This is a genomic window from Levilactobacillus senmaizukei DSM 21775 = NBRC 103853 (assembly GCF_001592085.1).
GTDB lineage: Bacteria > Bacillota > Bacilli > Lactobacillales > Lactobacillaceae > Levilactobacillus > Levilactobacillus senmaizukei.
This window is the reverse complement of the sequence record NZ_BCWD01000024.1, coordinates 17,322-31,276: the sequence shown is the minus strand read 5'-3', so window position 1 is coordinate 31,276 and position 13,955 is coordinate 17,322. Positions and strand designations below refer to the sequence as shown.

Sequence of the window (13,955 nt, the reverse complement as noted above, 5' to 3'; positions counted from 1 at the left end):
AAATCGTCATTGTTGACGATTGCCTTTTTTTGTCAAAATCAATTGTGATTTCATCCACAAACGACCAAATATAGGCCGATTTATAGTACAGTATAAAACGTTTAATATTCGGTGAAGGATGAGAAATAAATGATAAAATGTGGAAGCCAAAAGCGAAGACTGAAATCGTCCGTGTTGCCTTTATGATGGCATTTATAGCACATGACAGGTTTGACATATCAATCGATTTATCAAAATAGGAAGCGATTCCATAATATCCTGAATCACCCCACATGGTTAATTATGGACAAGGTCACAAATCCATGATATTCTGTGTTTGTAATCAGATGACGTCCATCAGATGAGTTCCAAATCAGAACCAATTTCCGGCCGGATTCGGTCCTGGCAATAAATAGATGTTTGGGCAAGTTAAGACGTAAGGATGGAACAGCGATGCAATTAGGAAAGAAAATGTTGCTGATACTGGGCCTGCTCATCGTCGGTTGGGGAACGCCCATGACTGCTCATGCCGCGAGTCAATCAACCGGGGATGCTCAGAAGAGTCAATACTCGGTTACCTTGACGCCTAACGCTAGCTCCGGATCCGATGGGGATCTGGTCGGCGGTGGCGATGGGGATTCGGTTTTACCGGACGACGATTCAAACGGCTCAAATAATCACTCGAAGCCAACGACTACAGCGACTTCTGGTGGTGATGGCGATACCGTGGCTGGTCAGCCAACTCAGCATCACTTCGGGTTGGCGGGACGCTTACCTCAAACTTCTGAGACATGGTTCGGGATTGGAACTATGACCGGTATCATCTTATTGTTATTAATTTGGATTGCGATACTGACGCGTAGACGGAAAGCACACAACTAAAAGTTGAGGAGAGAATATTATGACTAAAAAAACTTTGCAATTAATGGCGACTTTGGCACTGGCAGCGGGGATTGGTTTCAGCGGTGTAACGGCTCATGCAGCCGAAGGTGAAACCCCAGCACCAGCTAACACGACAACTGAGGCATCTGTGAGCTTGACGGCGGGTGATGACGGTGATGGCGGTGGTTCTGTTGGTGGGATTAAATTAATGGAAGCCCCAGCAACAGCCGTGGCTGGTCAGCTTGATGGGACAACCCAAACCTTAAAGGATACAGCTTTCGTCAAAGACACGTTGAAGGTTAATGACCAAGGTACTGGGACTGGATGGACGGTTCACTTGAGTTCCACGCCATTTGCTGGAAAAGATAAAGAAGGCAAAGATATCGCTCTGAAGGCCAGTCAGTTGTCCTTCTTAAGTCCTAAGGTTAGTGCGGTTGATTCTGAAAACCACACAGCGGCTCCAAGCGCCTCTGGAATTGTCCTTGAAAGTGCTGGTAACAGCGACCAATTAGTCTTTAGTGCCGCTAAGGATGCCGGGGTTGGCCAATGGGCTGCGAAGTACCAAGCGGCTCAAGTTAAGGTTGCTGCTGGTAACAAGGCGGGTGACTACTCGAGTACGTTGACTTGGTCACTGAACAATGCCCCATCCGGAACAGAAACGCCTGAGGCTTAAGCGCTTCCCGATTCCGTTGCTCTAAGCAAAGGAGGGCTGCGCAGTGACTATGAAAACATTAGGAATGGTGGCTTCGTTAGCCTGCATCTTGGGAATACTAACTGGGCCGACGCAGATAACCGCATTTGCAGCGACAACGCGTGACTCACAAAGTACCATAGCGACAGCGACTTTGAATCCCGGTGACACAACGGGACCCGTGAATCCAGTGGATCCAGACAATCCTGGTGGCGGTTTTCAACCCGAGCCAGGCGATGAGGATAATCATGGAACAGGGTCAACTGGTAACTTAACCTTGGATTATGTCTCGAATCTGACGTTTAAACAGGAGGCAACGACTGGTCAAACGTTAAGCGCTACCGCGACAAACACCAAAGCCTTTATTCAAGTCAGCGACCGGCGTTATAACGGTGCGGGATGGAAACTAACTTTATTGGCAGGGTATCCGAGAGGTCAATCAAATGGCGAGATTCTGTCACAGAGCTCGTTAACGATGGGGGCCACGAAATTTACGCCGGCAATTGCCAATACGGTTAGCAATCCACCTGTGACAACGCTGGGTGACCAACAACCAGTCAAGATGGGTGAGTCGACACTTGTTGGCGAAGCCGGTCACGATGCCGGAATAGGCACGTGGTTATTGCGATTGAACGACAATTCAGCCTCACCGATGCGCTTATACTTTAATAGCGCGCAGGTTACCCGCAAACAGAGTTATGCGGGCGAGTTAACTTGGCAGTTAACTGAGGCACCCTGAAAAGATGCGATTTGAAGGATGCGATGGCATCAGTCATCGCATTTTTTCGCAAGGTAGGGATAAATATATTGATAAGCGAGGGGGCCAATTTATTATGAAAAAATGGTGGCGGATTGTTCTAACGTTAGGGACGTTGATTTTGGGAGTGGGATTTGCTCAACAGGTTGCTCATGCGGAAGGCGTGGGTTACACGGTGAGTTCAATTCTTCCCGATAATCAGGATGATAAAAAGGTCACTTACTTTGCTTTGCGGGTAAAACCGAATCAAAAGCAGAAGTTGGCCATCGTCATTAGTAATACGAGTAAGGAAAAGAAAAGTTATCAAGTTGGGGTTAATCAGGCGATCACTAATAGTAACGGGGTGATTGACTATAGTAAGCAAAAGCCCGAACGCGATAGCTCACTAAAGGTGGGAATTAAAGACATCTTTGGTGATCAAACGCAGAAGGTCACGATTCCTGGTAAGAGCAAGAAAAAAGTTTACGTGACTTACAAGATGCCACCACAAAAGATTGAGGGAATGATCCTGGGTGGAATCTACGTGAAGCAACTGACCTCGGATGAGGCCGGTAAAAAGGGCGGCGTTAGCATTAAGAATGCCTTTGCCTATGTGATTGGTGTGCGGCTACGGGAAAGTGATGTCAATGTCGCACCGGATATGAAGTTACTTTCGGTAAAGCCTGGCCAATTTAACCAGTTCAATCAGGTTGAAGCTAAGCTACAAAACCCCCGGCCGGGCATCATGAGTAAACTAAAGGTGAAGGCGAAGGTGACCAAGCAAGGCGACAGCAAGGTGATCTTGAATAACGAAAAGTCGTCTTTAGCCATGGCACCAAATAGTCACTTTAACTATGCGATCCCTTGGGGGGGACAAGCAATTAAAAGCGGGTACCTATACTTTGACGTTGGATGCCTACGCCCAAGGTGGCTACCACTGGCACTTTACCAAGGATTTTGAACTGACGACCAAAGAAGTCGGCCAAATGCAAAACAAGTTTAACTCGCCAAAGAAAACCAACTACTTATGGTGGTTCGTGGCGGGTGGCGCTGTGATTATTCTTCTGTTATTGATTATTATTTACCTGTTATTAAAGAATCGTCGCCGTGATGACCATGGTACAAGTAATGCGGAATAAATAAAATAGAAAACGGGCCGTGAGACTTACTCGTCTCACGGCCCGTTTTGCGTTGCGATGAGTTCGCTATCATAAAAACATTAATCACAAATTCTGTTATATCAACGTTTGTGGGCCCCTAACCGGACTTGTAATGCTATACTTAGGCAAAACAATCAGGGGTGTTATTATTAAATAACTTGTTGTCTAACTTTTGCTCATAATGGGTTACCCCCTTGGTTGGTATCAAGAAGGGGATGGACAGCACACATGGTGAAAGCAATCGGATTAGGAATTGTTAGCATGGTGGTCGCTGCATGTCTATTTTGGTCGGAAACTAGCCCGGCCAAAGCGGCTTTTTATAATCCTGATTTGAATGCGGCCTTGAGATCAGCCCCTCAGGGGATTCACTTACAAGATTTCTTTGAGGTTAGTCAATCAGAGAGCAATCGTGCCGAGGTTATTGACAGTACCAATCCCAAAACATTGGGGACTCAGGTCGTAAAGATTACCGATGGTCGGTTTCAGATGGGTGGGATTTGGTCCCGCGACAACATGCGGTTTAATTTGAGACATGACCAAACAATTTCGATGTGGCTATACTTTGGAAACCAAGGGAACAGACAAGCGGAACATAATGATGCAGGGGATGGTATGGCCTTTGTTTTACAAAATGATACCCGAGGGGTAGGTGCTGCTCCAAGCTTTGGTGACTCCAAACAATTTGGTGAGACGTTAGGCGTCTGGGGAGTCGATAACCGGTCAAGTCAGTCTTGGTTGCAGCCATCAATTCAGCAGAGCCTAGCCAATTCGGCCATTCAAAATAGCTGGGCCCTAGAATTTGACACTTTTATTAATAACGCCAATGACAGTGATCAAGCCGGAAGGGGCAATTCTTTTGACCTTAGTGAGAAACCAGGTAGTATTCAGCGACCACATATAGCCTCAAATTATCCTGCGCAACCCGATAGTTATCATGTCTATACGCCAGATTGGGGATTGGGACGATCGTATGCCGGGCTAATTCATAAGGGACTGATTCAAGGAAATGACTTTGATTTTTTATCAGATGCTCATTGGCATCATCTCACAATTCGTTATCATCCAGATTCCGAAAACTCTGATTTAGCGACGATGTCCTATTCTTTTGACGACCGTTCGCTAGCCAGGGAGTCGATCACGCGTGATGTACGGATTAACCGAAAAATTATAGATCCTGACCATAATCAGGATGCTCGCTGGGGGTTTACGGGTTCAACCGGTCGATCATGGGAGAATAACTTAGTTGTCTTTGACACGGTTCCTAACTTGGTAGACGCTGAGGCCTCCGCGGAGCTCAAAGATAGCAATGTGCCGGGTAACCAACCTGTTAAGACCGGTGATGTTCTAGAACATGGCGACCACGTTAGCCTGCAATACAACTTAAAGTATGCTAACGGATCGACTGACTGGCATAATATTAAGGCCTTGTTGAATTTACCGGGAAAGGTTCGGTTTAACACGGCGACACTGGTTTACGCTAACGGGCTAACTGAAGAATTAAAGGGCGTAGACCTGAGGACTTCAACGATTACTCACCGATTACAACAGGATCTGTCAGATGACAATCCCAGTGCCGAGATTGTCCTGCGGGGTGTGGTGAAAGATGAGAGTGGGACGGAGCCGGAGCAGACCAGCGTGTTTACGGGTACAGAAGCGGTGGCACAGGCGACGCTCCCATCATTTAAGGTTCATGGGATCAATAATATGCAGCTAACGTTGGCGGATCCGAAAGATGAAGCGGTGGATGGTAGCAAACAGACCCTTATCAAGGGGCAACTGGACTTATCACACACCCAATTCACGGCTAAAGATATTCATCTACAGAGTCGTCTCAATGGCAACAGCCAGCCCGATCAAGCGGTGACATTATTGGATGATGCAGGCCACTTCAATTATCGGATACCGGCCAATCAGCTACGAGAGGGAAACAATAAGCTTGCCATTACGGCGGTTGATACCGCAAATAATCAGTCGAATGAGGTGACTGTATCCTCCTTAACGGCTCATTATTCAAAGGACCTGTCACGAGGAAAGGTGGCGTTCACGGAGGTATCTCCTGCCGTCGATTTCACCGGAAGACTGAGTGGCACCTCGAAACTCATTCCTGTCGCTACGAAGGCTGAACTAACCATCACGGACACACGGCCAATTGGGAATAAATGGGCACTACAGGCCACCGCCACCCCGCTGACAACCGGTAATGACCGACATCATTTAGCAGGGGGAGTGACCTATGTGACCGCGCGGGGGAGGACCCTAATCCTGTCTGATGACGCCCAGATCGTTGCGGAGCATGAAAAAGATAGTGATAATAATGAATTAACCAACGTCGCAGACAATTGGCAAGGACTTAGGGGCCTAATACTGCAGCTAAACGCCGGTGCTCAACAGGGAACATATGCCGGTGAAATTACTTGGACGTTAGATGATGTCCCGGAGACCTAAAGAAAAATACGCTGATTAGCGAACTTTAAAAGTCACCGATCAGCGTATTTTAATAACTTGTTTTTTATCGAAGCTTCTCTAGCCAGGCGGGGAGGGAATGAGCCAGTTCTTGATAAGTCAGCTCAAACTTGTGGGTATACCAAGGGTCATCGATAGCCTCACCCTGACGTTCTGGAAGAATATCCAAGCAGAGCTGAACCTTAGCGGCATCGGTGGCCGTCGGTGCCATGCGCTTCAGGTTGGTCACGTTGGCGTGGTCCATCGTAATAATGATGTCGGCCCAGTCAAAGTCTGCTGCGGTAATTGGCCGTGATCGGTGTTGACTGGCATCTAAACCGTGTTCACGCATGGTTTTCAGGGCACCGGGATGGGGATGATTACCCTCCTCCTCTGGACTAGTGGCCACCGAAGCGGCCGTGAATTGATCAGTGAGGCCTTGCTTAGCAACCAGATCGTTAAAGATTGCTTCGGCCATGGGGGAACGACAAATGTTCCCTAGACAAACGAACAAGATGTGTTGCATGGTGAAACCTCCTAATTAATGGTAAAGTCAGGCGAACTTGCTGGAGTCTGAATTGACCATTTGTTATCATGAGTTTAACAGACATTGGAGAAGGAGTGAGCAGTTTGGTAGCAATAATTTTAATCATCATCGTGGTTTTGTTAGTCGCTTGGTACATTAGTGCTTACAACGGTCTCATTCGGACCCGGACACACGTGCAAGAATCCTGGAGTCAAATTGATGTTCAGCTGAAGCGGCGGAATGACTTGATTCCTAACTTGGTTTCAACCACCAAGGGCTATGCTAACTATGAACAGTCAACTTTGAAGAAAGTTGTCGAGTTGCGGAATCAATTAACGGCGGTCCCGGCCGACGACCATCAACAAACAATGGAAGTTTCTAACCAACTTTCCACCACGTTGCGATCATTGTTTGCCTTGTCGGAAAACTACCCTGATCTAAAGGCGAATACGCAGTTTACCCAGTTGATGGAAGAGCTGACAAACACCGAAAATAAGATCGCATATTCACGGCAACTCTATAACACGTCGGTGGCTAACTTAACCATGAAGATTCAGTCGTTTCCAAGCAATGTGGTGGCCAATATCCATCATTTCCAAGCGAGCGATTATCTCCAAGTTCCGGAAGAAGAAAAAACAGCGCCCAAGGTTAACTTTGACGACTTTGGTCAAGATAAGTAGGCGATAACATGTTGTATGATCAAATTGCCATGAATAAACGGCGAACAGGATACGTGATGGTAGGCTTTGGCCTCCTGGTCCTGGCAATTGGAGCGGCGCTTGGCGATTTGTTTTGGGCCAGTTGGCAGTCAGGAATCGTCATTGCGGCGGTTGTCACGGCGATCTATATGGCTATCATGATTAGTCAATCCACGAACGTCGTCATGAGTATGAACCATGCCAGAGAAATTAAAGATGTCACCGCGGCTCCTCAGTTGTGGCATCTCGTAGAAGATATGGCGTTAGTGGCTCAAGTACCGATGCCACGGGTCTTTATCATTGAGGATGCCAGTCCCAATGCGTTTGCGACTGGAAATGATCCGCAGCACGCAGCGGTAGCCGTGACCACGGGCCTCTTGCAGCGGCTTAACCGAGAGGAGTTAGAGGGTGTAATCGGCCACGAGATGTCGCATGTTCGCAACTACGATATTCGTCTGCAGACCATTGCTTTGGCTCTGTCGGCAGCCATCGGCTTACTAGTGAGCTTCTCTCATAACTGGTTTTTCTGGGGTGGCAGTCGCCGCCGGGATGACCGGGAAGGCAATGCCGGGGCGATTGGCATGGTGATTTCGTTAATCCTAATCATCTTGGCGCCACTGGCGGCCAGCATTGCACAAATGGCGCTATCCCGAAACCGAGAGTATCTGGCGGATGCTTCGAGTGTTGAGTTAACCCGGAATCCCCAAGGTCTTATCATGGCGCTCAGAAAAATTGATGACAGTGAACCCATGAAGGAAGCAGATCCTAACAGTTCTGCCCTTTATATCAGCGATCCTTTCAAGAAAAAGCAAAAGTTCTCGGACCTATTTGCCACCCATCCACCGATTGCTGACCGTATCGCTCGGCTGGAAAAAATGTGAAACGAGTGTTCGTTTCGGGGGTGTTTAGGAGTACAATTAGACTTGACTGAGTATCGGGGAAAGAGTGTACGAGTATGCGCGGAAATTTTGTTTATTTAAGTCTAGAACCCGTCACGAATATGATTTATTCGTTGGGGATATCACCCGCTGATTTTTTAAATGGGATTCCAGCAATCCCTAATCAGCTCCTTTTGTTGAACGAGGAATCAGGGAGTGATGTTGAGATTAACCCGCATACCCGCTTCCAGACGGTGACTGGGCAAGCCCAGATCCGGCGTTATCTGCTAGCCAAACACGAACGACCAGTTAAATGGGTGGATTACACCCATTCGGATGACTTGGACTTCTTGTTGCCATCTGAGATTGCTGAGTTGCTCTACCTCGCCCATATGGAAACCCATATTCGGACACCGTTTTATGCCAAGTTGCAAAATCAATTTGCTTTTCTCACCCTACGGGATGGTTTCTATAAGACCTACTATCGGGAGTTGGGAGATTTTAACCACGTGTTAGAGGTCAGCTTGAAGCGTCACCTGCGGTCGATGCACAATAACCGTTGGGTCTTTGCTCGACCATTGGCGATTAGTGATGTTCCGCACGAAATTTTACTTCAGTTGACCCAAGGGCTGATGGATGGAGTGATTGTGGCGTTTGATCAATTGGTAGAGCGTCGACGGGTTTACGTGATTCCGGTTAGAGCTGTTGATCATCCGGAGCGGCAGGCCACTTGGTATTCCCAAGATGAAGTCTATGCGGATTCACGGGAAGTGGCCAGCTTGCGGTATGATTTAACCTCCCGGGAATGGGCCCTTAGTATTCACGATAATGAGGTATTTAGCGACGTGGCTGACTTAATTTAATTATTATCGGAGTTCAGCAAATGCTGGGCTCTTTTTTTGTTGTCAATGCGTGGATTTAACGAAAAACAACTTGAAAATAACCGGCTAATCACTGTAGTGACGGGTGCTGAGACATGTGAGAAGTGCTAGTGTTTGGACTGTTTTGGGCTTGGCTCTAGGATCCATGGTATAATATAAGACAGAAATTTTAAGCCGTGCTTAACTAGGTGTGCGACTAGACACTTAGAAAAACAGATGAACCGGTGTGCCTTCGGTCACTGGGTCTCATAATTAGGAGCATATAAAATGAAAATGCAGCTTGCAGAAATTGCTCGAGCAGTTGGGGCAATCAATGATTTTGAACAGTGGCGAGATATCAGCGTAACTAGCGTGGCGTTTGATAGTCGTCACCTTCAACCGGGAGGCTTGTTTATTCCGCTCAATGGTGAGCAGGATGGCCACAAGTTTGTCCAATCGGCGATTGATCACGGGGCAGTAGCCACGCTTTGGGCTAAAGACTTAGCAACCGCTCCCACTGATTTTCCGGTTATTCAAGTGGCGGATTCTTTGAAGGCCCTTCAAGCGTTAGCGCAGTACTACCTATTGAAAATTTATCCTCGGGTGGTTGCCATTACTGGAAGTAATGGCAAGACCACAACCAAAGATATGGTGGCCTCGGTTCTGGCGACACAGTTCAACGTTACCAAGACTAATGCTAACTTTAACAATGAAATTGGTGTTCCGATGACCGTTCTATCGATGGAACCCAACACCGAAATGTTAGTGGTTGAGATGGGGATGGACCGCCCGGGACAACTGGACTTCTTGAGTAAGTTAGTCAAGCCCGATGTCGCCATTGTCACCATGATTGGTGAAGCACACATCGAATTCTTTGGTACGCGTGATAAGATTGCGGATGCCAAGTTAGAGATTACCCACGGTCTGAACGATGACGGGATCTTTGTCTACAATGGCGACGAACCCTTGTTACGCGAGCGAGCGGCAGACCTGCCACAGCGGCAAGTGACCTTTGGCCAGCAGGGGACGAATGATTTGTTCTCGAAGGATATCGAAGGCGAGGCCACTTCGACGAGTTTTAAGGCTAACCAGTGGCCAGACACCACATTCACCATTCCCATGTTGGGAACGTATAATGTTAACAACGCGCTAGCTGCATTGTCCGTCGCTTCCATTTATCGGATTCGACCTGAGAATGCCCAACGCGCATTGGCTAACGTTGATTTGACTGAGAATCGGGCCGAATGGTTAGAAGGTCAGCAGGGCGAGGCTATTCTGAGCGATGTGTACAATTCCAACCCAACGGCGGCCAAAGAAGTACTGACGGCCTTTTCTCAAACACCGGTTAAGGGGAACCGCTATGTGGTTCTCGGAGATATGTTGGAGTTGGGCAAGCAGGCGGATGCCATGCATGCCAGTCTAGCAACGGCAATTACCCCTTCCAAGATGACTAAAGTCTTTCTGGTAGGACCGCATATGGAGGCCCTGCAACGAGCCTTAGCCAAGGATGCACCAGACTTGGCCGTTGCTCATTACGCGACAACGGAGCTGGCCCAATTGAGTCAAGACTTGAAAGCGGTTCTAACCAAAGACGATCAAATTTTATTAAAAGGGTCGCACGGAATCCACTTAGAACAAGTTTTAGCGGCATTAAAGGATTCTTCTGAAAATTAAATGAAAACGAGGCAACTTCCATAAGTCTTGGGAGTTGCTTATTTTGTTTCAGCGTTGTATGATGGCTTAGTTGTATTTAGAATCGAATTAACCCCGCACTAGCCAATCGCGGTTCGCACCACGGGAAACGGATTTTTTCTAAGAGCTACGAGGCACTAGTGTGATGGTCCCATATTAGGAGGAAAATATTTTTGAAGTTTAATGAACTAGGTCTCTCCGATGACCTACTGAAAGCTGTCACGACAGCAGGTTACGAAGAAGCGACCCCAATTCAAGCCGAAACCATCCCTATGGTATTGGACGGCCAAGATGTTATTGGCCAGGCCCAAACCGGTACTGGGAAGACGGCGGCCTTCGCCTTACCAATTCTCGAGAAGATTGATAAGAGCAATCAAAATGTCCAAGCACTCGTGGTGTCACCTACACGGGAATTAGCTATCCAAACCCAAGAAGAAATTTACAAGTTAGGCCGTAACGAACGGGCTAACGTGCAAGTTGTTTATGGTGGGGCCGATATTCGACGCCAGATTAAAGCGTTGAAAAATCATCCCCAAGTCGTTGTTGGGACGCCAGGTCGGTTACTCGACCATATCCGTCGCCACACGCTGAAGCTTGACCACGTACAGATGTTGGTCTTGGATGAAGCCGACGAAATGTTAAACATGGGCTTCTTGGATGACATTGAAGATATCATCAAGCAATTGCCAGAAGAACGTCAAACGATGTTATTCTCAGCAACGATGCCACCAGAAATTAAGCGGGTGGGGGTTCAGTTTATGAAGGACCCGAAGCACGTGAAGATTAAAGCGAAGGAATTGACCACTGACTTAATTGACCAATTCTACGTGCGCTCTCGTGACTTTGAAAAATTTGACGTTATGACACGGTTCTTCGACGTTCAATCGCCAGATTTGACGATTGTCTTTACGCGGACGAAGCGCCGAGTTGATGAAATCTCAAGTGGTTTACAAGCACGTGGTTACAACGCCGCTGGTATTCATGGTGACCTGACGCAGAAGCGCCGGACACAGATCATGAACCAATTCCGGCATGGTCAATTAGATATCCTGGTGGCAACGGACGTTGCAGCTCGGGGGATTGACATTGATGATGTAACCCACGTTTACAACTACGATATTCCTCAAGACCCAGATAGTTATGTTCACCGGGTTGGCCGGACTGGCCGTGCTGGGAAGCATGGTGTGTCTATGACCTTCGTGACGCCTAACGAAATGGACTACTTGCGTGAAATCGAAAAGTTAACTAAGGTGCGGATGTTACCTCTGAAGCCACCTTCGGATGAAGAAGCTTTGGTCAGCCAACTTGGTGCAGCTAAGGATACAGTCGTTGATTTGATCAACAAGACTGATACCGAAAAGTTTGCTAAGGTTGCTGAAAGCTTACTGGCCGAATATGACGCTGAAGACTTGGTTGCGGCATTGTTAAATGATGTGACTAAGGATAACAGTAGTCAGGTTCCAGTTAAGATCACACCGGAACGACCATTACCTCGGCGTGGCGGCAAGCGCCATGGTAACGGTGGTGGTTACCATCGCGGCGGCAACGGCGGTGGCAATAACCATCGTGGTGGCGGTAATTTCCGTCATCGTCAAGACCGTCGAGGCGGTAGTGATTCTCGCAACCATGACTCCCGTAACCACGGGGGTAATGGCAGCCGTCATAGCAACGGTAACGGTGGTCGGCGTTCTGATGGTGGTAGCCACGGCTTCACTATCCGGAAAAAAGACTAATTTAAATCGAGATTGATTGGTAGAAAACGAGTACCCCACTGGGGTGCTCGTTTTTTTGTGAACTTGCTGGCTAGGAGCTTAATATTAGTTTATGATTATTCTTAACTAATGATGTTGTGGGGATTAATCAGTGTGGCATGTGCTAGAATATACCCTAGACATTATCGTGAGGTGGATACCATGATTGCTGGGACGGGGATTGATATAACGGATTTATCGCGGGTGGCGGCAGTTGTCGATCACCAGCCGGGATTTTTGAAGCGGGTTCTGACACCAGGAGAGTTGGCCGATTATCGACAATTCACTGGGTCACGGGCTGTGGAATTTATCGCTGGTCGCTGGTCGGCCAAGGAGTCCTATGGTAAGGCCATGGGAACCGGGATCGGTAAAAAGGTTGGGTTCCAGGATATTGAGATTCGTGATAATCCAACGGGCAAGCCGGTCGTGTTGAAACACCCCTTCGATGGGGTGGCTCACGTCTCAATTTCCCATACGGCAACGGTTGTCATGAGTCAGGTCATTTTGGAAAGAGGGCAATAGTGATGATTATTGGTGAACATCGTCCAACTAAGTTAGTTATCGATCGCGCGGCTATCCGGCACAATATTCAGGAAGAAGTCCAGCGGTTACCAGAAAACTGTGAACTCTTCATGGTGGTTAAGGCTAATGGCTATGGTCATGGTGCAGTTCAGGTTGCCGAAGCGGCTAAGGCGGCTGGTGCGACCGGTTTTTGTGTGGCAATTTTGGACGAGGCCCTGGAACTACGGGCCGCGGGCTTTGACGAACCAATTCTGGTCTTAGGCGTGGTTGAACCGAAATATGCGCCGCTGATGGCGCGTGAGAAAGTCTCCGCGACGGTTGCCGCCGAAGATTGGCTGGATGAAGCTGGACATTACCTGGCATTGTCACAACCTAGGGAACCGTTACGGGTGCATCTTGGTCTGGATACCGGGATGGGTCGCATTGGCTTCCAGACACCGACCGCCTTGAAACAGGTCATTGCCTACTTGGACGATCACACCGCGGCGTTCACCTTTGAAGGGATGTTTACCCATTTTTCAACGGCTGACGAGGCTAGTACCGATTACTTTGACAAGCAAGTCGCTCGCTGGGATGCCTTCATGGCGGTCGTTCCTAATAAGCCCCGGTACGTTCATGTAACGAACTCGGCCACCAGTCTTTGGCATGCAGACCATAACGTGAATATCGTGCGCTATGGTGCTGCTGGTTATGGTTTAAATCCATCCGGAAAAGCTTTACAGCCGCCATTTGAGCTTAAACCGGCCATGAGGTTGGTGAGTGAATTGGCTCACTGCAAGCAGTTGAACGCTGGCGAATCTGTGAGTTACGGGGCCACCTACACGTCGACACAAGACGAATGGGTTGGGACGGTCTCCCTGGGCTATGCCGATGGTTACGAGCGGCGCCTCCAAGGCTTTCATGTGCTTGTCGATGGCCAAGCTTGTGAAATTATCGGGCGGATTTGCATGGACCAATTAATGATTCGTTTGCCTCGTCAATATCCCCGTGGGACGAAGGTCGTCTTGCTCGGTCGCAGTGGAAATCAAGAGATTACGCTCCAGGATTTAGCCGAATACTGTGGGACGATTAATTATGAAATTGCTTGCGGGTTTACGGCGCGGTTACCGCGGCGCTATGTGCATTAATTTCGAGGGTT

General features: G+C 48.1%; 14 protein-coding genes. 13 read left to right on the top strand and 1 reads right to left on the bottom strand.

Annotated elements, in window-relative coordinates:
* Window positions 1–432 precede the first annotated feature (432 nt).
* The 6 genes from LSE01S_RS08755 to LSE01S_RS08735 all read left to right on the top strand — a co-directional run bounded on the left by LSE01S_RS08755 (window position 433) and on the right by LSE01S_RS08735 (window position 5,893).
* Entirely contained in the window at window positions 433–861 is a 429-nt protein-coding gene (locus LSE01S_RS08755; RefSeq protein ID WP_061777260.1) for an LPXTG cell wall anchor domain-containing protein, read from the top strand.
* Between the two features lie 19 nt (window positions 862–880).
* Window positions 881–1,534 (top strand): WxL domain-containing protein, encoded by a 654-nt coding sequence (locus LSE01S_RS08750; protein WP_061777259.1) that lies wholly within the window; start codon window positions 881–883, stop codon window positions 1,532–1,534.
* A gap of 49 nt (window positions 1,535–1,583) precedes the next feature.
* Window positions 1,584–2,291: a WxL domain-containing protein gene (locus LSE01S_RS08745; protein ID WP_235808326.1), complete on the top strand. Its 708-nt coding sequence runs from the start codon at window positions 1,584–1,586 to the stop codon at window positions 2,289–2,291.
* A 4-nt stretch (window positions 2,292–2,295) separates the two neighbouring features.
* Complete coding sequence (locus LSE01S_RS08740; RefSeq protein ID WP_501161645.1) at window positions 2,296–3,249, top strand: WxLIP family cell surface protein; 954 nt, start codon at window positions 2,296–2,298, stop codon at window positions 3,247–3,249.
* The gene (locus LSE01S_RS11240; RefSeq protein WP_235808324.1) at window positions 3,143–3,427 is read left to right on the top strand and encodes a WxL protein host-binding domain-containing protein; all 285 of its coding nucleotides are present in this window, start codon (window positions 3,143–3,145) and stop codon (window positions 3,425–3,427) included. The genes LSE01S_RS08740 and LSE01S_RS11240 overlap by 107 nt, the downstream gene beginning before the upstream one ends.
* A 249-nt stretch (window positions 3,428–3,676) precedes the next feature.
* Window positions 3,677–5,893 carry an L-type lectin family protein gene (locus tag LSE01S_RS08735; protein WP_061777257.1) on the top strand — a complete coding sequence of 739 codons (2,217 nt, stop codon included), beginning with the start codon at window positions 3,677–3,679 and terminating at the stop codon, window positions 5,891–5,893.
* Between the two features lie 64 nt (window positions 5,894–5,957).
* Here LSE01S_RS08735 and LSE01S_RS08730 read toward each other — a convergent pair whose 3' ends face one another.
* Complete coding sequence (locus tag LSE01S_RS08730) at window positions 5,958–6,416, bottom strand: low molecular weight protein-tyrosine-phosphatase (protein WP_061777256.1); 459 nt, start codon at window positions 6,414–6,416, stop codon at window positions 5,958–5,960.
* A gap of 104 nt (window positions 6,417–6,520) precedes the next feature.
* On the opposite strand from LSE01S_RS08730, the gene LSE01S_RS08725 reads away from it, so the two are divergent.
* The 7 genes from LSE01S_RS08725 to alr all read left to right on the top strand — a co-directional run bounded on the left by LSE01S_RS08725 (window position 6,521) and on the right by alr (window position 13,944).
* Entirely contained in the window at window positions 6,521–7,096 is a 576-nt protein-coding gene (locus LSE01S_RS08725; RefSeq protein ID WP_156470507.1) for a LemA family protein, read from the top strand.
* Between the two features lie 8 nt (window positions 7,097–7,104).
* On the top strand, window positions 7,105–7,995 hold the full coding sequence (htpX, locus tag LSE01S_RS08720) for a zinc metalloprotease HtpX (protein WP_061777254.1): 891 nt from the start codon (window positions 7,105–7,107) through the stop codon (window positions 7,993–7,995).
* 74 nt (window positions 7,996–8,069) lie between these two features.
* Entirely contained in the window at window positions 8,070–8,855 is a 786-nt protein-coding gene (locus tag LSE01S_RS08715; protein ID WP_061777253.1) for a hypothetical protein, read from the top strand.
* A 285-nt stretch (window positions 8,856–9,140) separates the two neighbouring features.
* Entirely contained in the window at window positions 9,141–10,526 is a 1,386-nt protein-coding gene (locus tag LSE01S_RS08710; protein WP_061777252.1) for a UDP-N-acetylmuramoyl-tripeptide--D-alanyl-D-alanine ligase, read from the top strand.
* 191 nt (window positions 10,527–10,717) lie between these two features.
* Window positions 10,718–12,277 carry a degradosome RNA helicase CshA gene (cshA, locus tag LSE01S_RS08705; RefSeq protein WP_061777251.1) on the top strand — a complete coding sequence of 520 codons (1,560 nt, stop codon included), beginning with the start codon at window positions 10,718–10,720 and terminating at the stop codon, window positions 12,275–12,277.
* Between the two features lie 180 nt (window positions 12,278–12,457).
* Window positions 12,458–12,817 carry a holo-ACP synthase gene (gene acpS / locus LSE01S_RS08700; RefSeq protein WP_061777250.1) on the top strand — a complete coding sequence of 120 codons (360 nt, stop codon included), beginning with the start codon at window positions 12,458–12,460 and terminating at the stop codon, window positions 12,815–12,817.
* 2 nt (window positions 12,818–12,819) lie between these two features.
* A complete protein-coding gene (alr, locus tag LSE01S_RS08695) occupies window positions 12,820–13,944 on the top strand; it encodes an alanine racemase (RefSeq protein WP_061777249.1) in 1,125 nt (374 codons plus the stop codon).
* Window positions 13,945–13,955 lie beyond the last annotated feature (11 nt).

What these genes read in the sequence shown, in the direction of transcription:
- LSE01S_RS11240 (WP_235808324.1), top strand. Translation starts at nt 3,143, where the DNA reads ATGCGATCCCTTGGGGGGGACAAGCAATTAAAAGCGGGTACCTATACT.
- acpS (WP_061777250.1), top strand. Translation starts at nt 12,458, where the DNA reads ATGATTGCTGGGACGGGGATTGATATAACGGATTTATCGCGGGTGGCG.
- alr (WP_061777249.1), top strand. Translation starts at nt 12,820, where the DNA reads ATGATTATTGGTGAACATCGTCCAACTAAGTTAGTTATCGATCGCGCG.
- LSE01S_RS08750 (WP_061777259.1), top strand. Translation starts at nt 881, where the DNA reads ATGACTAAAAAAACTTTGCAATTAATGGCGACTTTGGCACTGGCAGCG.
- LSE01S_RS08710 (WP_061777252.1), top strand. Translation starts at nt 9,141, where the DNA reads ATGAAAATGCAGCTTGCAGAAATTGCTCGAGCAGTTGGGGCAATCAAT.
- LSE01S_RS08715 (WP_061777253.1), top strand. Translation starts at nt 8,070, where the DNA reads ATGCGCGGAAATTTTGTTTATTTAAGTCTAGAACCCGTCACGAATATG.
- LSE01S_RS08735 (WP_061777257.1), top strand. Translation starts at nt 3,677, where the DNA reads ATGGTGAAAGCAATCGGATTAGGAATTGTTAGCATGGTGGTCGCTGCA.
- LSE01S_RS08755 (WP_061777260.1), top strand. Translation starts at nt 433, where the DNA reads ATGCAATTAGGAAAGAAAATGTTGCTGATACTGGGCCTGCTCATCGTC.
- LSE01S_RS08730 (WP_061777256.1), bottom strand. Translation starts at nt 6,416, where the DNA reads ATGCAACACATCTTGTTCGTTTGTCTAGGGAACATTTGTCGTTCCCCC.
- LSE01S_RS08745 (WP_235808326.1), top strand. Translation starts at nt 1,584, where the DNA reads ATGAAAACATTAGGAATGGTGGCTTCGTTAGCCTGCATCTTGGGAATA.
- htpX (WP_061777254.1), top strand. Translation starts at nt 7,105, where the DNA reads ATGTTGTATGATCAAATTGCCATGAATAAACGGCGAACAGGATACGTG.
- LSE01S_RS08740 (WP_501161645.1), top strand. Translation starts at nt 2,296, where the DNA reads ATGCGATTTGAAGGATGCGATGGCATCAGTCATCGCATTTTTTCGCAA.